The organism is Algimonas porphyrae (assembly GCF_041429795.1).
In the GTDB taxonomy this organism is placed as follows: domain Bacteria; phylum Pseudomonadota; class Alphaproteobacteria; order Caulobacterales; family Maricaulaceae; genus Litorimonas; species Litorimonas porphyrae.
Window position 1 is genome coordinate 2835416 of record NZ_CP163424.1, and the last position, 16404, is coordinate 2851819.

A 16404-nucleotide genomic window follows, 5' to 3' on the forward strand; every position below is an offset into this window, starting at 1 on the left:
TGCAAACGGCACTTAGAGCGAACCCGCGGCTCCCTAACGGCTTTGATCAGAGATCTCTTCAGGACACAGCTGCCGCGCTAACAGCGCGAATTGGGCAGAGTCAGCGTCTGACCGATTTTGATGGCGAAATCCGCGCCGATCCCATTGGCGTTCATGATCTCACCGATCGGCGTGCAGAGACGGCGCGACAGGGAATAGATCGTATCACCTGGCTGCACCGTATAGCTGCGGGCAGTCGGCGCCGTCACAGGGGTCGCGCTGGGTGCCGCGACCTGCGGTGCCGGCGCTGGCAAGGGTGCCGGTGCGGAATGATCGCCCACAATCACGTTCTGCGCATAATCATAATTCACTTCGCGCGGACCGCCCGTTTGCGGTGGCATCACAAGAGGTTGCGGCGCAGTGTATGTCGGTGCTGGTTGTGCGGGAGCTGGGCTTGGCGCTGACCCTGCCGCTTCGGCCTCTTCCGCCATCAGGATCGCATAGCCCGGCGTGCCGATCATGGCATCGGCATTATAGGCCTCTTCCGTCGGGGAGGCAGGCTGAACCGCATTGGAGGCGGACATGACGGGTGACGGTCGCCTGTCGGACGTCGCTTGAGGCGTCGAGCTCGGCGCGGGCGGGGTCGCATCGGCCAGCACCAGCGTTTCCGGCGTCTGATATTTCGATGAATACTGATAGTTCGGGTTTTCCTGCACGGTCGAACAGGCGGTCAGAAGAAGCAATCCCGCGAAGGTTGCTGGAAGGGCGTGTTTCGTCTTGATCTGGCGTTCGGACATGGCTGTCTCTCCTCGGATTCGCCGGAAAGACTGCGCGAATAGAGTCAATTTTCGGTTAAGGTGGTCTTTCCCAGGCCCGCCGATCAGGCTATCGGACCCGCCAGACATGAGGATTCCATGACAACCATCACGACCCAAACGTTCGACTATCAGGACGGCGAGACCAACTGTGTCGGCTACCTGGCCTATGATGAGGCGGTGACCAGCGCCCGACCCGCCGTTCTGGTCAACCATGCCTGGTCGGGCCGGGATGATTTCGCCGAAGGCGTCGCCGTGCAGATGGCGGCCTTGGGCTATGTCGGTATCGCGCTCGACAATTACGGTGGCGGCGTTCGCCCCGAAACGGTCGACGAGAAGATGGCGCTGATGGGCCCGCTCAAGGAAGATCGTCAGGCGCTGTTGAGGCGCCTCAAAGCAGGCTATGACGCTGCTGCAGCCATGGACCGGGTCGATGGGAACGCGATGGCGGTTGTCGGCTTCTGCTTTGGCGGTCTCTGCACGCTGGACATGGCGCGCGCCGGGCTCGATTTGAAAGCCGCCATCTCCTATCACGGTCTGCTGGACGCTCCGGAACATCAGGGCGGCGGTATCAAGGCCGACATACTAGCCTGCCATGGCTGGGACGATCCCATGGTCCCGGCTGAGCAAGTCGTTGCCTTTGGCGAGGAAATGGTTGCGGCAGGGTGCGACTGGACGCTGATGGCTTTCGGGAACACCAAGCATGCCTTCATGGTGCCGGAAGCGAACGACGCCGATCTCGGCCTGAAATATAATAAGACGGCGGCGGATCAGAGCTGGGCTGCAACGTTCGATCTGCTGCGCAAGCATTTCGAGATGCACGGAACGGACACGGCATAGCCCAAGACCCCGACATCATTGTCATCCGCGACACGGAGGCGCTCGCAGCGTTTTGCGAGGCCGCGCGCGAGCATGACTTCGTCTGTCTCGACACGGAGTTCATGCGCGAGACGACCTTCTATTCCATTCTCTGCCTGATCCAGATGGCCACACCGGATGATGAGGTCATTATCGACCCTCTGGCGGACGGGATCGATCTGTCGCCTTTCGTCGATCTGCTGATGGACGCGGAACTGGTGAAGGTCATGCATGCCGCGCGGCAGGACATGGAGATTTTCTACGAGCTCTGCGATCACCACGTGCCCGGTCCGATCTTCGACACGCAGGTGGCGGCCATGGCTGCGGGCTTCGGCGACAGCGTCGGTTATGGCGGTCTGGTCAAGGGTCGGCTTGGCATCAGTCTCGACAAGGGCGCGCGCTTTACCGACTGGTCGCGGCGGCCCTTATCGGACAAGCAACTCGCCTATGCGCTGGCGGATGTGACCCATTTGCGCGACCTCTTCCCGCCCTTGGTCGACGAGCTTGAAGATAGCGGACGCCTGCCTTGGGTCATGGAGGAGATGGCACCGCAGATGGATGAAGCGCTTTACGCCTTCGATCCGGAAGATGCCTGGCAGCGCCTGAAGATCCGAAATCCTCGCAAGCCCTACCTGGCTGCCCTGCGCGCCGCTGCCGCCTGGCGCGAGGAACAGGCGATCGAACGCGACGTGCCGCGTCGCCGCGTCCTCAAAGATGATGCGATCTACGATCTGGCAACGCAGAAACCCCGCACGCTGGACGCGCTCGGCAAGCTGCGCGGCATTCCGCGCGGATTCGAGCGCTCCAAAGCCGCAAAGAGCCTGATCGCGCGCATCAATACGGCACTCGACAACGCGGACGATTATGCCCCGCACGTGCCAAAGCCGATGGCCATGCCGCCCAATCTCGGCCCGCGCATCGAAATGCTGAAAACGCTACTGCGCCTGAGAACAGAAGTGCACGGCATAGCGCCGCGTCTTGTCGCCAATGCGCGCGACATCGACCAACTTGCCGCCTTTGCTGACAAGGCCGACGTCGCGGCTCTCAAGGGTTGGCGACGCGAGGTGTTCGGCGAGGATGCGCTGGCGCTTCTACGTGGCGACATCGGCTTGCGTCTCGACGGCGAGCATGTCGTGGCGGATCGCTTCTGACCCCTCTCTCCCTTACGGGAAAAGGCATGTGCTGAACATCCTCTACCACGATCCCGATCTTCTCTTCGTCGACAAGCCTGCGGGCCTGCTCTCCGTTCCCGGCAAGACGGAACCTGACTGCGTCGAGGCCCGCCTGCGAACGCAATATCCCGAAGCGCTGACCGTTCACCGGCTCGACATGGCGACATCCGGCGTCATGGTGTTTGCGCGCAACAAGGCGGCGCAACGCCATCTCGGCCTGCAGTTCGAGCGGCGGCATCTGGCCAAGACCTATATTGCAGTCGTAGACGGTATCGTCGCGGCGAATGAGGGCCATATCGACCTGCCGCTACGCGCCGACTGGCCGAACAGGCCGCTGCAAATGGTCTGTCACGAACAGGGCCGACCGAGCCAGACCGACTGGCGCGTCTTGGAGCGAATGAGCGACAAAACCCGGCTTGAACTTACCCCGCTGACGGGCCGGAGCCATCAGCTGCGCGTTCATCTCCAGGCTATCGGACATGTCATCCTCGGCGATGAATTCTACGCCTATGGCAATGCACTGGCTGCCAGCGAGCGCCTTTTGCTGCATGCTCATCGTTTGAGCCTGTTCAAACCGACAGGCGGCGAGCGGGTTACGATTGAGAGCCCGGTTCCCTTCTAGGAGACATTATGAAACGCCTTGCCTTGATCGCTGCCTTCGCCCTCGCGGCCTGTAGCGCCGCTGATACGTCACCCAGCCCGGACGCCGTCTCGACGCCGGACGTGAGTGAAGCACCCGCCCCGATCGGCGCCTATATGATCGTTCAGGGCAAGGATTACGCGCCGGGGTCTCTCGGCCCCTATGCCGCTGCCCTCCCGCCCATCTATGCCAAATATGGCGGACGCTATGTGGCATTCGAAACCGATATCGACGTGGCCGAAGGTGGTAGCGACTATAGCGCCGTCATCATCAGTGCCTGGCCGAGCAAAACCGCGGCCCGCGCTTTCTGGGACTCACCGGAATATCGCGAAGCGATCAAGTTGCGCGAAGGCATCGGCACGTTCGACGTGGTGATCGTCGGGGCACTGCCGACCCAATAAAAACTGTCCGCTTTCGCTGACTTGATCGGCGAACCCATTACCAACCCTTTCAACTGGATGAACCGACAGGAGATGGGCAGGCCGATCAAGTCGGCCTGAGCAAGTCTTTCTTATTAGCTACAAATAGTCTTCGGCATGGCTGGGCGTGAGCGATTTGAGCACATCATCGGCGCGAGCCCGTAGTGCCGCCTTCGTCTCATCATCCATCCTGTCGAGATTGCGGTAAACCATGTTCAGCCGGGGATTACCGCGCAGCCTGTCCTCATTGCGCATGTGGAAATCCCAGTAGAGTGAGTTGAACGGGCAGGCGTCTGCTTCGATGCGCTTGCTGACCTTGTAGCGGCAGTCCTTGCAGTAATCGCTCATGCGGTTGATGTAGCTGCCGGACGCAGCATAAGGCTTTGACCCCAGCAGGCCGCCATCGCCGAACTGACTCATGCCGAGCGTATTGGGCAGCTCGACCCATTCAAACGCATCCGCATAGACGGCCAGATACCATTCATGGACCTTGAACGGGTCGATCCCGGCGATAAGCGCGAAATTCCCCGTCACCATCAGACGCTGAATATGATGGGCATAGGCATGGTCGATGGTCTGACCGATCGTCTGGCTGAGGCAGTTCATATCTGTCTCGCCGGTCCAGTAGAAATCCGGCAGATAGCGGCGATTGCCGAAGAAATTCTCGTCGATGTAATCCGGCATTTTCAGAAAATAGATGCCGCGCACATATTCGCGCCATCCGATGATCTGCCGGATATAGCCTTCCGCCGCATTGAGCGGTGCCTTACCCGCCCGGTAGGCCGCTTCGACGGCCCGGCAGACTTCGAGCGGTCGCAGCAACCCGCTATTGAGATAGAAGCCGATCAGGGAGTGAAACATGAACGGCTCGCCAACGACCATGGCATCCTGAAAATCGCCGAAGCAGTTCAGTCGGTTATCGATGAAATGCTGCAGCGCGGTCAGGGCATCGTCGCGCGTGACGGCCCAGTCAAAAGCTTCGTCTGAACCGAAGCGGTCAGGAAATTCCGCCCTGATCATATCGATCACCGATGCCGTGATGGCGTCAGGCGGGTATTTGGGGGCGTCCGGATAATCCATACCGCCTTTGGGCGGCTTACGGTTTTCCTTGTCATAGTTCCACTGACCGCCTTCTGGCGTCTCGCCATCCATCAGCAGACCCGTCTTGCGGCGCATATCGCGGTAGAAATATTCCATGCGGAGTTGCTTGCGGCCCTCGGCCCAGTCCGCAAATTCATCCGGCGTGCTGATGAAACGATCATCCAGCGTAATGGTTACGCGCCGGTCGAACATTTCCTCCCAGCTTTTCACGACTTCCTGTACGCGCCAGTTGCCTGGCTGACAGACCATGATGTCGGCAATATCGTGACGGTCCAGGGCTCGCCCCACTTCAGCCGTGAAACTCTGGCGATTGTCGGGATCGGTCAGCATGACATAATCGACCTGCCAGCCATCATCGCGTAACGCCGCCGCAAAATGACGCATGGCGGAGAAGAGAAAGATCAGTTTCTTGCGGTGATGCGGGACTGTGTCCGCTTCGTCCCGGACTTCCACCATCAGAATGCGCGCTGCCGCCTTGTCGGCGAACTGCAGGGCCGACAGATCATGCGACAGATGGTCGGCGAATATGGGAATAAGGGTCGTCATGGACTGATTACGCAGACACGCCCCCAACCGTTTCACCTCACCCGCCGTAACCAGCCTGTGAGCAAGAGCAATAAATCCTACCTTCCCGTCAAGGCTTGCGCGACCTGCGGACGTCCGTTTAGCTGGCGCAAGAAGTGGGCGCGTTGCTGGAACGATGTGAAATATTGTTCCGAGCGCTGCCGCCGTACCAAACCCCAATCCGAGGCACGCCATGCTGGATAGTTTCGGTACGCCACTCAAAGCCGTCATCATCGGCAGTAGCGGAGGCATTGGACGTGCCTTCGTCAATGCGCTGGCGCTAAGCGACCACGTCGCGACCATCCATGCCCTGTCTCGTTCAGGCGCAGCGCATCCCTCCCCCAAAGTCCGCAACTTTGCCTTCGACTTTCTGGACGAAACCAGCGTTCACGCTGCGGCCGCAGCGCTGCGCGACGACGGGCCGTTCGATCTGATCATTGTTGCGACGGGCTTGTTGCAGGGAGCGGGCATTCGTCCTGAAAAGACGATGCGCGCACTCGACCTGGATAAGATGCAGACCAGCTTCGCCGTCAACACCTTCGGCCCGGCCCTGACAGCGCGATACTTCCTGCCCCTGCTGGCTCGTGATCGCAAAGCCGTCTTCGCAGCCTTGTCGGCGCGGGTCGGTTCGATTTCGGATAATCGTCTGGGCGGCTGGTATAGCTACCGCGCTGCCAAGGCCGCGCTCAACATGATGCTCAGAACGTTGAGCATCGAAACCGCCCGGCGTTTCAAGCAGCAGATCGTCATCGGCCTGCATCCCGGCACCGTCGATACGGACTTGTCCAAACCGTTTCAGGGCAATGTGCCGGATGGAAAGCTGTTCACCCCGGACTTTTCAGCCCGGAAACTGCTGGACGTGATCGATCAGCTGGAGCCGGACGACACAGGATATCTGTTTGCCTGGGACGGCGAACGGGTGACGTTTTGATGGATAATGACGACCCGGGAAACAGGTCGGGATCATATTGTCGTCTCCCCCTCCGACCTTCGCCTGCGGCGAAGCCCACCTCCCACTGTCCGGGGGAGTAATAATTAAGTGAGGCCACTACTCTATGTTCCTCCCCCGGACAGGGGGAGGTGCCGAATGAAATGAGGCGGAGGGGGAGACGAGAGAATAAAGCGCGCGCCAGCGCGACCCGACTTAGTCGAAAAGATCCATATTTTCGCGCAGCACCTTGCCCGTAAAGACCTTGGTCACATCGACTTTGGCGCTCGACGCCGCTTCGTCGATTTCCCGGATAATGTTGCGCAGGGCCGGAACACTGCGGTCTGAATATCTCAGCAGATAATCGATCACATCCGACGGGACGTCGCGACCCCGACGTTCGAACAAAATGCGTGTGATCGGTCGTAGACTTTCATCGTCCGGTTCGAAAAGTTCGATCTTGGGCATGGCCGACAGGCGGGAGCGCAAGTCCGGCAAGCTGACGCCCCAATCAGATGGAGGGACACGCGAAGCAAGCAGCAGGCCGGGAATTTCGCCGCGGAGCGCCCGGTTGATGAAGGCGAACAGATCCTCTTCCGGGCATGTATGCGCATCATCGATGAAAATACCGTGCGACTGAGCGAGCCACGCTTCGCCGAGATGCGTCTTGCCCGTCCCTTCAGGCCCCAGCAGCAGGACCGCCGGTGCGGGCCAGGCCGGCCAGGCCTGTACGACATTCAGCGCGCCCTGATTGGACGGTGCCTGAATGAAGCTGTCAAATGTGAAGTCCGGGTCCGGAATCAGATCCATCGGAATCTGAACCCGGGGGATCTGTCCGATCCGGCTCATCATTATCGCCGGATGACGAGGCCCAGGCGCGGATCGTCATAGACGCGCACGCCCTTCTGGGACATTTCTGCGGCCAGGCGATCGAGACTGCCATAGGAGAGGGTCATCAGCGCGCCGTCCTTGGACAACGCATCCAGCCGGGCATCGCGAACCTGCGCACTATTATTGATCGCGCGCTGCAGCGTCCGCCATTCATCCATGGAATTGTAGAGCACGGACACCGTCATTGTCTGCGCGTCCTCAATGGGTACGGCAGATGTCGCTTTCCAGTTGCTTTCCATCTGCGAGACGATTCCGGCCATGCCGCCGCGCGAGCGATATTGGCGCTGCCCGCCCGTCCCCATATTCAGGTCCGTCGCGCTGACCCCGCCTGCATCCTGCCGGATGATCAAGAGGCGATCGACATTGTAGCGCTGTGCCAGCGCACGCAGCTGGTCATTGCTCGGCTCATTATAGAGCACGGCAATGTCCTCGGCACTGGGGCTCAGCACGGGTGTCAGCGCATGGGCGTAGCGGCCCGAGAGAATGTCGCGCGCCAGATCGCCTTCCGGATCGATGCCGAGCGGCACGGCGAGGCGTTCTGTCGACTGGCTGCGCACCATCGTCAGGCCGGAATCGCGTAGCAAGCGCTGGACGGCGGACGGGTTGAAGGCAATCGAGACATCACCCAGATAGCGGGTCGCCGAGCGCCGTTCATTGTCGATCGACAGACCCCGGATAAGCGGGCCGACGATCGCCGCCGACAAGGGCGGCATGCCGCGTTCCGCGCGCTCGCTGTCGAGGGTCAACCGTTCGATCAGCTGCCGGGCGGCGACGATCTGTCCGGACCCGATGGCCCGTGTCTGCGCCTCGATGGCCGTATCGGCTGTAGCGTCGACCGGAACCTTGGCGACGGTGAATGGATCAGCCGCCAGAGCGGGCCAGGCTATCAGCATGGCAGCAAGAGCAAAGAGGAGACGTCGGGCGGATCGGATCATGGGAGGGCTATAGCAGGCTTTGGCGTGTGGAAAAGGCGGCGTGTCATTTCCACCCCATTGACTTGCGATTATGGCGGAATTGGCACACAGGCCTGCCCCATGAATAATGACAATAACCCTCTGTCCTACAAAGATGCCGGCGTCGATATCGATGCCGGCGACGCGCTGGTCGACCGGATCAAGCCGATGGTGAAAAGCACGCGCCGCCCGGGCGCGGACGGCACGATTGGCGGCTTTGGCGGCGCGTTCGACCTGAAAGCCGCCGGCTTTGACGACCCTGTACTGGTCAGCGGGACGGACGGCGTCGGAACCAAGCTGAAGGTCGCGATCGAAACGGGGCGGCTCGACACGGTCGGCATCGACCTCGTCGCCATGTGCGTCAATGATGTGCTGGCGCAGGGCGCAGAACCGCTCTTCTTTCTCGACTATTTTGCAACCGGGCGGCTCGACGTGGATAGTGCGGCCAGCGTCGTGTCCGGTATCGCCGAAGGCTGCCGTCAGGCAGGGGCGGCCCTGATCGGTGGGGAAACGGCTGAAATGCCGGGCATGTATGCGGACGGGGAATTCGATCTGGCAGGCTTCGTGGTCGGCGCGGTCGAACGCGACCGGATGCTTCCCCTGATGGACCGGATGGAGGCAGGCGACGTACTGATCGGGCTGGAAAGTTCTGGCCCGCACAGCAATGGCTATTCGTTGATCCGCAAGATCGTCGAGCGGTCCGGACTGGATTTCCATGCCCCTTCACCGTTCGGCAAAGGCCTGCTGGCCGACGCGCTGCTCGCCCCCACCATTATCTATGTCGAGGCGGTCAAACCGGTGTTGGGCGATATTCTGGGCCTGGCGCATATTACGGGTGGCGGTCTGACCGACAATGTGCCGCGCATGCTGCCGGATGAACTCGCCGCCGCTTTCGATTTCGGCGCCTGGGAACGGCCCGCCATCTTCCGCTGGCTGCAGGAGACGGGCGGCGTCGAGGAGGCCGAAATGCGCCGCGCCTTCAATTGCGGCATCGGACTGGTGCTCTGCGTCAAGCCCGACGCCGTCATGGCGGTGCTGACGAAATTGGAGCCAAGCGGCATTCCGGCGCACGTTATCGGGGAGCTACGAACCGCATGACCCGTCGCGTGCGAACAGCGGTCCTGATTTCAGGGCGCGGTTCCAACATGATGGCACTTCTCGCGGCAGCCCGCGCCGACGATTATCCTGCCGACATTCAACTCGTCATCTCCAACCGCCCCGAAGCGGACGGCCTGAGAAAAGCGGACGCGGCGGGCGTCACGGCGATCGCGATTGATCACAAGGATTTCGACACGCGCGAAGCGTTCGAGCGTGAACTCGACGCCGCCCTGCGAGCCCACAAGATTGACTTCGTCGCTTGTGCCGGATTCATGCGCGTGCTGACGGAATGGTTCGTGTCGCGCTGGGAAGGCCGTCTGATCAACATCCATCCGTCCCTGCTGCCCAAATATAAGGGGCTGCACACACATAAACGCGCCATCGAAGCCGGCGATGCGGAAGGCGGCGCCTCTGTTCACTGGGTCGCAACTGAAGTCGATGGCGGCGACATCATCGATCACGAAGCGGTTCAGATCGAGGCGGACGAGACTCCGGAAAGCTTGGCGAATAAGGTGTTGAAGCGGGAATTGGTGCTATATCCGCGGGCCCTGAATAAAGTGCTGATGGGTTGGCACTGATTTGTCGAAGACGTTGCCATTTGGCTGTCATATCGTCTCAAGCAGCACGGACCTTTCATATTGATATAAAACACCTTTCGACCCTGTATTTCGGCAAAGGAGCTTCGTTCGGCGGCTCTGCGAGCGACTTGAATTGGAAAAGAGGTTAGAGTTTAAGAATGCCTCATTCTCGCCGAATAGCTCTCTTTTTACTGCTCAGTTTTATCATTTCCGGATTGTTAGAAGGCTTATTCCCAGTCTATGCAAACGCTGTCAGCTTAATCCATGGCCTTCTTATCATTGTGTGCGCAGCATTCTGGTGCAGTTATCATGCCGAGGAAAATGACATTAACCCACCAAGAGGATCAATAATATTATGCGTCCTCCTGCCCATGGTCGGAGTTCCGTATTATTTATTCAGGAGATTTGGACTTAAGAGCGGTGGGATTAAATTTTTATTGGTATGCCTCTTTATGGTCGTTTCATTCATTGCATATGCGGTTACGATATTTCTTACCGATCTATTTCCTGGCTAGATGCAAGCAACCATGATTCACCTCAGCCCAGTCATATTTTCATATTGCGTGGAATTTGAGCGTCTCTCGCATGCCTCATAGTAGGGTGCCCAGCTAACAAAAAAGCCGCCCCAAGGGCGGCTTTCACTGTCAAAATCAGGACGGTTGCTTAGCCCGGAATGTCTTCTTCCGAGAAGAACTGCGCGATTTCCTCGGCGGCCGTTTCTGGGGCGTCGGAGCCGTGAACCGTATTGGCATCGATCAATTCGGCGAAAGCGGCGCGGATCGTGCCGGCATCGGCTTCAGCCGGATTGGTCGCGCCCATTACATCGCGGTAGCGCGCAATGGCGTTCTCGCCTTCCAGAACCTGCACGACGACCGGGCCGGACGTCATGAACTTGACCAGATCGCCATAGAAAGGACTCTCGGCATGGACTTCATAGAAGCGCTTCGCCTGGGCTTCAGTCAGCTGGACGCGGCGCTGGCCGACGATGCGAAGACCGGCGTCTTCGATCATGGCATTGACCTTGCCTGTCAGGTTACGTTTTGTGGCATCAGGTTTGATGATGGAAAAGGTGCGTTGCACGGCCATGGGATAATCCTTTTTAGGCTGCATGGAAATTTGCGCGGCCCCTAATCCGGGATGACGCGCATTTCAAGGTGAGAAGGTAGTGCCTTTCGGGCTCAAGCCGTGATAGCGGACGCCTCACCGTTTGCGAATTGCCACAGACCAATCCATTTCTGTTTGCGGATTGCCGCCGACCAACCCAACCCGCGTTTATTCAGCCCCCGAAACCTATCTTTAGACCGCGATGCTTCACATTAACGACCTGACATACCGGATCGAAGGCCGCCCGCTATTCGAACAGGCGACCCTTGCGATCGACGCCGGGCAGAAGGTCGGGCTGGTCGGGCGTAACGGGACTGGCAAGTCGACCCTGTTCCGCCTGATCAAGGGGGAGATCAGCCCGGATGATGGCGAAATCTCCCTGCGCAAGGGCATGCGCATGGGCTGTGTCGATCAGGAAGTGCCAGGCGGCCCGACCTCGCTGATGGACACGGTCCTGGCGGCAGATACGGAACGCACGGCCTTGATGGCGGAGGCCGAGACCGCAAGCGACCCGATGCGGATTGCACAGATCCATACGCGTCTGGGCGATATCGATGCCTATACGGCAGAAGCGCGTGCTGGCTCGATCCTGTCGGGTCTGGGTTTTGACGGGCCGGACCAGCAGCGCGCTTGCGCCGATTTTTCCGGCGGCTGGCGGATGCGTGTGGCGCTGGCCGCCATGCTGTTCGCCGAGCCGGACATTCTGCTGCTGGATGAGCCGACCAACTATCTCGACATTGAAGGCGCGCTCTGGCTGGAAAACCACATCCGCAAATATCGCGGCACAATCTTCGTCATCTCCCACGACCGCGATTTCCTGACCAATGCCGTGACCCATATCGCCCATCTGCAATCCGGCAAGATGACGATGTATTCCGGCAATTACGACCAGTTCCAGCGCCGTCTGGCCGAACGCAACCGCCTTGATATGGCCCTCGTCGCGAAGCAGGAGGAAGAGCGCCGCAAACTCCAGGCCTTTGTCGACCGGTTCAAGGCCAAGGCCTCGAAAGCCAAGCAAGCGCAGAGCCGCGTCAAACGGCTGGAGAAGATGGAGCCGATCGCGACCATGGTCAGCGACCCGATCGCACCGATCGACCTGCACGGCCCCGAACGCCTGCTATCCCCGCCCATGGTCCGCTTTGACGACGCATCGCTCGGCTACGGCGAAACGACCGTACTGCGCAATATCAATCTGACCGTCGATCCAGATGACCGGATCGGATTGCTGGGCCGCAACGGTGAAGGCAAGACCACCTTCGCCAAGGGTCTGCTGGGCCTGTTATCTGCGCAGGACGGTCATATTCGCAGCCACAAGAAAATGCGCGTCGGCTATTTCGCGCAGCACGAAGTGGACGCGCTCAACACCGCTCATTCCGCCTATGACCATGTTGTCGAGCTGATGCCCGACGCCACGGAAGCCGAACGCCGCGCACGTCTGGCGCAATTCGGACTGGGCGCGAAGAATGCAGAAACCCCGGCAGGCGATCTGTCAGGCGGGGAAAAGGCGCGGCTGCTCTTTTCCCTCATCGGCTTTCACAAGCCACATCTGCTGGTGCTCGATGAGCCGACCAACCACCTCGACATCGATAGCCGCGAAGAGTTGGTGCGTTCGCTCAACAGCTATTCTGGCGCCGTGCTGCTGATCAGTCACGACCGCGCGCTGCTCGAAGCGACGACGGAACGCCTCTGGCTGGTCGATGGCGGCTCCGTTATACCCTATCCCGGCACGCTGGACGATTACCGGGCCGAACAGGCCGAACGCGCCAAACCCGATCGCAAACCCAAAACCGATAATGGCCCGTCCAAGGCTGATGAACGCAAGGCCCGGGCCGAAGCCCGCAAAGCCATCGCGCCGTTGAAAAAGGCGGCGGCGAAACTGGAAAAGGCGCTCGAAAACGCCACATCCAAAATCGCCACGCTTGATGCCGCTCTGTCCGACCCCGCCCTGTTCGACCGCGATCCCGACAAAGCCGTCACCCTCGGTCAGGACCGCGCCCGCACGGCGGAACAAATCGAAGCGCTGGAAACAGAGTGGCTCGAGGCACTGGCCACCTATGAAGCCGCGGAGGCGGATGCAGGTCTGTAGGACCTCAGCTCGTCTCGTGGGCTTCTGCCACTAAGAAACGTATCTATTGCACGGCGTAGACTGTCGGGAGGGTTATCTTGTCCAGCCTCCTTTCCCTTCTCCGCTCAGCCGACCTTTCTCCTTTTTCCACTCTCGCGGAATTGGCCTTGCGACGAAACTGTCTTTCTCTTTTGCTCCGGTCACGGGGAAAAGCCCGCGCCTCGTGTCGCCTTCGACATGCAGGGATCACCCCCAGGGGTGATGCTGATGACCCGCTCTCAGCCGCAGAATAGCGGCTGTCTGCAGACCAGATCGTTCCCGGCATTTATCGCCGGGGCCAAGTAGGCGGGTCGGGGGCACGTAGTCTGCGTTCCGGTTTCGAATTCTTAACCCCAAATCCATTTTGGCCCGGATTTCGCCCTATTTGCTGCAATAAGGGCGATAATCGGCTGGGGCTGTCATTTTCGAAGGGGAAAATCCATGTTTCAGCAACGCCTGGTCCGCGAAGACGATGCCGACCTCATCCTGGAATGTTTTGCGTTTCTGATCCGCCGCTGGGGCCTGCCGGAGCGACCTGCCGTCCCCTCGCCGCTGCATAAGAGCCAGGGGCTGGAGACATTGTATTACGGATCCGGCGATACGCGCAGCGTGCCGGACTGGGCGCAGGATAATCTCGCCAATGTCCTCTACGGAGCCGGCGTCCAGAGCGACGATCTGACCCTGTCGGAATCACCTGCCGGTCCCGGCAGGCTGACGGAAAAGGCCGACGCGGCGCTATCTTACGATCCCGCGCGCGCCGCCGAGCCCGGCCATTATGTCAGCGAATTGATGTTGCAGCTGGCGGCGCGGCGCATGGCGGATTTCGAACCCGGATTCGTGCTGGGCGGACCGCAAAAAGCGCTCATCCTGCTCAGCGCCTGCGCTTTCATGCGACAGGGATTCGCCCTGATCCATTGCCAGTCCATGCTGCAAAACACCTTTTCAAGCTGGGGAGTCCCCGCCCGCGCCATCGAGGCGCAGCTGCTGTTTGCAGCTTGTCTAGGGCTGACCGTCCGGCGGCAGACACCCGAGCAGATCATTGCGACCTATGGCTCGCTGATGAGTCCCACCGTGAGGCGCAAGGTGCGCCCGGCCTGTCGCCAGATCGAGACCTATGCCCCAGAAGTGAAGCTGTTGCAGACCCTCGCCGATCCGACCTACCGGGCCGCACAAGACAGACCGCGCGGCAGGATCAGACCGGAACTGACGTCTCAGCCGCAGCGGATCTCCTGGACATAGCCTTCGCGGTCCAGTTCGATCGTCAGGCGCGACGGCTGATCATCGGCAAGCGCGATGCGGTCGCCAATGTCGGAGATGGACGGGGCATAGAGTTGCTGTCCGGGCAGATAGGTCTGCACTTCGACATAAGTCTCGGCCATCATCTCGCCATTGAGGAAGTCGTTCTGCGGCCCCTCGAACACGGCAGGGCGGATAATCCGTTTCGTCCCCGGCAGGCCGGGAATGTAGATGGCACCCTCATTGGCCCCGACCAGCGGGGCATAAAGCTGTGAGCGGCACAGATCGATCGGCTGAATGCGCGGGGTCGGCGCCTGAGCCAGCCAGTCGGGGCGGACATATTGCCCCTGCCCTGGCGTCGGTTGAAAGTCAGTTTGCGGCGCACCGAACGCGTTGGCGCAAGCTGTCAGCAACCCCAGCGGCAGCCAAGTCAGACAGAGCAAAAAGAAAGGAAGCCGGCGCATATGTGGAAAGTCGCCGCTTATGGTTAACGCCGCGCTAACGAAGCTGTGAAGCTCTTGTGACCCTATGACGGCAAAAACTCCGCTATCGGGTGAATACGCGAAGACGGTTCTCCCCCTACCCTCCCTTCGCGGCGCATCCGGGACGGATGATGATGACCTTCCCTCATATCATCATCCGTCCCACCCCTTCCCCTCGACCCTCGCCTCGCATAAGTCGCCATCTTGTGACCGATCGCTCGACATCGCCAAGACGCGCGCCCTGGACAGCCAGCGTGCTGACGCTCTATCCGGATGCCTTTCCGGGTGTGCTCGATACATCGATCATCGGCACGGCTGCGAAAAACGGGCTGTGGCAGCTAGAAACGGTTGATATTCGCGACTTTGCCGTTAATAGGCACCGCACTGTTGACGGCCCTCCGGCCGGTGGCGGGGCTGGGCTTGTGCTCAAACCTGACATTTCGGCGAAAGCCATCGACAGCGTGGTCCGACCCGATGGAAACAGTGGGGATGACCGCCCGTTATTGTACATGACCCCTCGGGGTAAGCCGCTCACGCAGGACCGCGTGAAACAGCTTGCTGCCGGGCCGGGTCTTGTTTGCTTTTGCGGACGGTTTGAAGGCCTTGACGAACGCGTCATCGAATCGCGCGGCATGGAGGAAGTCTCCATCGGCGATTTCGTGCTCGCGGGCGGAGAGGTCGCAGCTCAGGCCATGATCGAGGCGTGCGTTCGCCTGTTGCCCGGCGTGCTCGGGAACAGCGACAGCGCCGCGGAAGAAAGTTTCGAGACCGGCTTGCTGGAGTATCCGCTCTATACCAAGCCGCGAATGTTTGAAGGCCGGGAAATCCCGGCAGTGCTGTCATCTGGCGACCACGGAGCCGTGGATCGCTGGCGGAGAGCGCAAATGGAAGAGATTACAAAGGCGCGCCGCCCGGACCTCTGGGATGCGCATCTGAAGCGACAGGGCGATAGCCCTTCACGGAGTGAAGACCATGAACGTGATTGAAAAGCTCGAGAAGAAAGAGGCCGAGCGCCTTCTGTCCTCCGGCAAATCCATCCCTGATTTCTCTGCTGGCGACACGCTGGTCGTGCAAGTCCGCATCACGGAAGGCACGCGCACGCGTCTGCAGGCTTTCGAAGGTGTTTGCATCGCCCGCTCTGGCGCCGGCATCCATGAGAACTTTACCATGCGCAAGATCAGCTACGGCGAAGGCGTCGAGCGCGTCTTCCCGATCTACAGCCCGCTGGTCGAAGAGATCGAAGTCAAGCGCCGCGGCAAGGTTCGTCGTGCCAAGCTCTACTATCTGCGCGAGCGTCGCGGCAAATCCGCCCGGATCGCCGAGCGCACGACAGGCCGCGGCATGTCCAAAGGCCGCGCCAAGTAGACCCTGATTCATGGCTTCGGGCTTCAGCGCCCGACCGATGAACGTAAAAGTCCGCTTCTGGCGGGCTTTTTTGCGTTTGCACTCGCCTAATCCGTGCATCCTGCTACACGCTTTGCA

At 60.2% G+C, this 16404-nt stretch carries 18 protein-coding genes; 12 read left to right on the forward strand and 6 right to left on the reverse strand.

All coding sequences use genetic code 11. From position 1 onward, the window contains the following. Positions 1-77: 77 nt before the first annotated feature. Positions 78-776 (reverse strand): LysM peptidoglycan-binding domain-containing protein, encoded by a 699-nt coding sequence (locus AB6B39_RS13735; protein WP_284374219.1) that lies wholly within the window; start codon positions 774-776, stop codon positions 78-80. Positions 777-893: 117 nt separating this feature from the next. Here AB6B39_RS13735 and AB6B39_RS13740 point away from each other — a divergent pair, with 117 nt between their 5' ends. The 4 genes from AB6B39_RS13740 to AB6B39_RS13755 are packed head-to-tail and all read left to right on the forward strand — an operon-like array spanning position 894 to position 3865. Beyond that, positions 894-1634 (forward strand): dienelactone hydrolase family protein, encoded by a 741-nt coding sequence (locus AB6B39_RS13740; protein ID WP_284374221.1) that lies wholly within the window; start codon positions 894-896, stop codon positions 1632-1634. A gap of 14 nt (positions 1635-1648) precedes the next feature. Further along, on the forward strand, positions 1649-2803 hold the full coding sequence (gene rnd / locus AB6B39_RS13745) for a ribonuclease D (RefSeq protein ID WP_348520209.1): 1155 nt from the start codon (positions 1649-1651) through the stop codon (positions 2801-2803). After that, a complete protein-coding gene (locus AB6B39_RS13750) occupies positions 2781-3446 on the forward strand; it encodes an RluA family pseudouridine synthase (protein ID WP_371398631.1) in 666 nt (221 codons plus the stop codon). The genes rnd and AB6B39_RS13750 overlap by 23 nt, the downstream gene beginning before the upstream one ends. Before the next feature lie 8 nt (positions 3447-3454). Next, entirely contained in the window at positions 3455-3865 is a 411-nt protein-coding gene (locus AB6B39_RS13755) for a DUF1330 domain-containing protein (protein ID WP_284374226.1), read from the forward strand. A 117-nt stretch (positions 3866-3982) separates the two neighbouring features. Here AB6B39_RS13755 and AB6B39_RS13760 read toward each other — a convergent pair whose 3' ends face one another. After that, complete coding sequence (locus AB6B39_RS13760) at positions 3983-5530, reverse strand: cryptochrome/photolyase family protein (protein WP_284374228.1); 1548 nt, start codon at positions 5528-5530, stop codon at positions 3983-3985. Between AB6B39_RS13760 and AB6B39_RS13765 the strand changes: the two genes are divergently transcribed. Together AB6B39_RS13765 and AB6B39_RS13770 are read left to right on the forward strand one after the other, a co-directional pair. Next, positions 5498-5752 carry a DUF2256 domain-containing protein gene (locus AB6B39_RS13765; protein ID WP_284374331.1) on the forward strand — a complete coding sequence of 85 codons (255 nt, stop codon included), beginning with the start codon at positions 5498-5500 and terminating at the stop codon, positions 5750-5752. The two genes, AB6B39_RS13760 and AB6B39_RS13765, sit on opposite strands and share 33 nt — an antisense overlap. Then, positions 5742-6479, forward strand: coding sequence for an SDR family NAD(P)-dependent oxidoreductase (locus AB6B39_RS13770; protein WP_284374230.1), 738 nt, complete (start codon positions 5742-5744; stop codon positions 6477-6479). Before AB6B39_RS13765 ends, AB6B39_RS13770 begins: the two co-directional genes overlap by 11 nt. Positions 6480-6692: 213 nt before the next feature. Here the strand turns inward: AB6B39_RS13770 and AB6B39_RS13775 are convergent, their stop codons facing one another. Continuing rightward, the gene (locus tag AB6B39_RS13775; RefSeq protein WP_284374232.1) at positions 6693-7328 is read right to left on the reverse strand and encodes a DnaA ATPase domain-containing protein; all 636 of its coding nucleotides are present in this window, start codon (positions 7326-7328) and stop codon (positions 6693-6695) included. After that, positions 7328-8302, reverse strand: a complete 975-nt coding sequence (locus AB6B39_RS13780; protein ID WP_284374234.1) for a hypothetical protein — start codon at positions 8300-8302, stop codon at positions 7328-7330. Before AB6B39_RS13780 ends, AB6B39_RS13775 begins: the two co-directional genes overlap by 1 nt. A 99-nt stretch (positions 8303-8401) precedes the next feature. On the opposite strand from AB6B39_RS13780, the gene purM reads away from it, so the two are divergent. Both purM and purN read left to right on the forward strand, forming a co-directional pair. After that, entirely contained in the window at positions 8402-9418 is a 1017-nt protein-coding gene (gene purM, locus AB6B39_RS13785) for a phosphoribosylformylglycinamidine cyclo-ligase (protein WP_284374236.1), read from the forward strand. Then, entirely contained in the window at positions 9415-9996 is a 582-nt protein-coding gene (purN, locus tag AB6B39_RS13790) for a phosphoribosylglycinamide formyltransferase (protein ID WP_284374238.1), read from the forward strand. Before purM ends, purN begins: the two co-directional genes overlap by 4 nt. Before the next feature lie 663 nt (positions 9997-10659). Here the strand turns inward: purN and ndk are convergent. Next, positions 10660-11082: a nucleoside-diphosphate kinase gene (gene ndk / locus AB6B39_RS13795; RefSeq protein WP_371398632.1), complete on the reverse strand. Its 423-nt coding sequence runs from the start codon at positions 11080-11082 to the stop codon at positions 10660-10662. 220 nt (positions 11083-11302) lie between these two features. Here ndk and abc-f point away from each other — a divergent pair, with 220 nt between their 5' ends. Together abc-f and AB6B39_RS13805 are read left to right on the forward strand one after the other, a co-directional pair. Beyond that, on the forward strand, positions 11303-13186 hold the full coding sequence (abc-f, locus tag AB6B39_RS13800) for a ribosomal protection-like ABC-F family protein (protein ID WP_284374243.1): 1884 nt from the start codon (positions 11303-11305) through the stop codon (positions 13184-13186). 459 nt (positions 13187-13645) lie between these two features. Then, positions 13646-14443 (forward strand): hypothetical protein, encoded by a 798-nt coding sequence (locus AB6B39_RS13805; RefSeq protein WP_284374245.1) that lies wholly within the window; start codon positions 13646-13648, stop codon positions 14441-14443. Here AB6B39_RS13805 and AB6B39_RS13810 read toward each other — a convergent pair. After that, entirely contained in the window at positions 14416-14904 is a 489-nt protein-coding gene (locus AB6B39_RS13810; protein WP_284374247.1) for a hypothetical protein, read from the reverse strand. The genes AB6B39_RS13805 and AB6B39_RS13810 overlap by 28 nt on opposite strands. A gap of 224 nt (positions 14905-15128) precedes the next feature. Here AB6B39_RS13810 and trmD point away from each other — a divergent pair, with 224 nt between their 5' ends. Together trmD and rplS are read left to right on the forward strand one after the other, a co-directional pair. Next, on the forward strand, positions 15129-15908 hold the full coding sequence (gene trmD / locus AB6B39_RS13815) for a tRNA (guanosine(37)-N1)-methyltransferase TrmD (RefSeq protein ID WP_284374249.1): 780 nt from the start codon (positions 15129-15131) through the stop codon (positions 15906-15908). After that, the gene (gene rplS / locus AB6B39_RS13820; RefSeq protein ID WP_284374251.1) at positions 15895-16287 is read left to right on the forward strand and encodes a 50S ribosomal protein L19; all 393 of its coding nucleotides are present in this window, start codon (positions 15895-15897) and stop codon (positions 16285-16287) included. Before trmD ends, rplS begins: the two co-directional genes overlap by 14 nt. Positions 16288-16404 lie beyond the last annotated feature (117 nt).

Bases quoted from the DNA above. Each gene is read 5' to 3' on its own strand.
- AB6B39_RS13735 (WP_284374219.1), bottom strand. From the start codon at position 776: ATGTCCGAACGCCAGATCAAGACGAAACACGCCCTTCCAGCAACCTTC.
- AB6B39_RS13740 (WP_284374221.1), top strand. From the start codon at position 894: ATGACAACCATCACGACCCAAACGTTCGACTATCAGGACGGCGAGACC.
- AB6B39_RS13750 (WP_371398631.1), top strand. From the start codon at position 2,781: ATGTCGTGGCGGATCGCTTCTGACCCCTCTCTCCCTTACGGGAAAAGG.
- AB6B39_RS13755 (WP_284374226.1), top strand. From the start codon at position 3,455: ATGAAACGCCTTGCCTTGATCGCTGCCTTCGCCCTCGCGGCCTGTAGC.
- AB6B39_RS13765 (WP_284374331.1), top strand. From the start codon at position 5,498: ATGGTCGGCGAATATGGGAATAAGGGTCGTCATGGACTGATTACGCAG.
- AB6B39_RS13760 (WP_284374228.1), bottom strand. From the start codon at position 5,530: ATGACGACCCTTATTCCCATATTCGCCGACCATCTGTCGCATGATCTG.
- AB6B39_RS13770 (WP_284374230.1), top strand. From the start codon at position 5,742: ATGCTGGATAGTTTCGGTACGCCACTCAAAGCCGTCATCATCGGCAGT.
- AB6B39_RS13775 (WP_284374232.1), bottom strand. From the start codon at position 7,328: ATGATGAGCCGGATCGGACAGATCCCCCGGGTTCAGATTCCGATGGAT.
- AB6B39_RS13780 (WP_284374234.1), bottom strand. From the start codon at position 8,302: ATGATCCGATCCGCCCGACGTCTCCTCTTTGCTCTTGCTGCCATGCTG.
- purM (WP_284374236.1), top strand. From the start codon at position 8,402: ATGAATAATGACAATAACCCTCTGTCCTACAAAGATGCCGGCGTCGAT.
- purN (WP_284374238.1), top strand. From the start codon at position 9,415: ATGACCCGTCGCGTGCGAACAGCGGTCCTGATTTCAGGGCGCGGTTCC.
- ndk (WP_371398632.1), bottom strand. From the start codon at position 11,082: ATGGCCGTGCAACGCACCTTTTCCATCATCAAACCTGATGCCACAAAA.
- abc-f (WP_284374243.1), top strand. From the start codon at position 11,303: ATGCTTCACATTAACGACCTGACATACCGGATCGAAGGCCGCCCGCTA.
- AB6B39_RS13805 (WP_284374245.1), top strand. From the start codon at position 13,646: ATGTTTCAGCAACGCCTGGTCCGCGAAGACGATGCCGACCTCATCCTG.
- AB6B39_RS13810 (WP_284374247.1), bottom strand. From the start codon at position 14,904: ATGCGCCGGCTTCCTTTCTTTTTGCTCTGTCTGACTTGGCTGCCGCTG.
- rplS (WP_284374251.1), top strand. From the start codon at position 15,895: ATGAACGTGATTGAAAAGCTCGAGAAGAAAGAGGCCGAGCGCCTTCTG.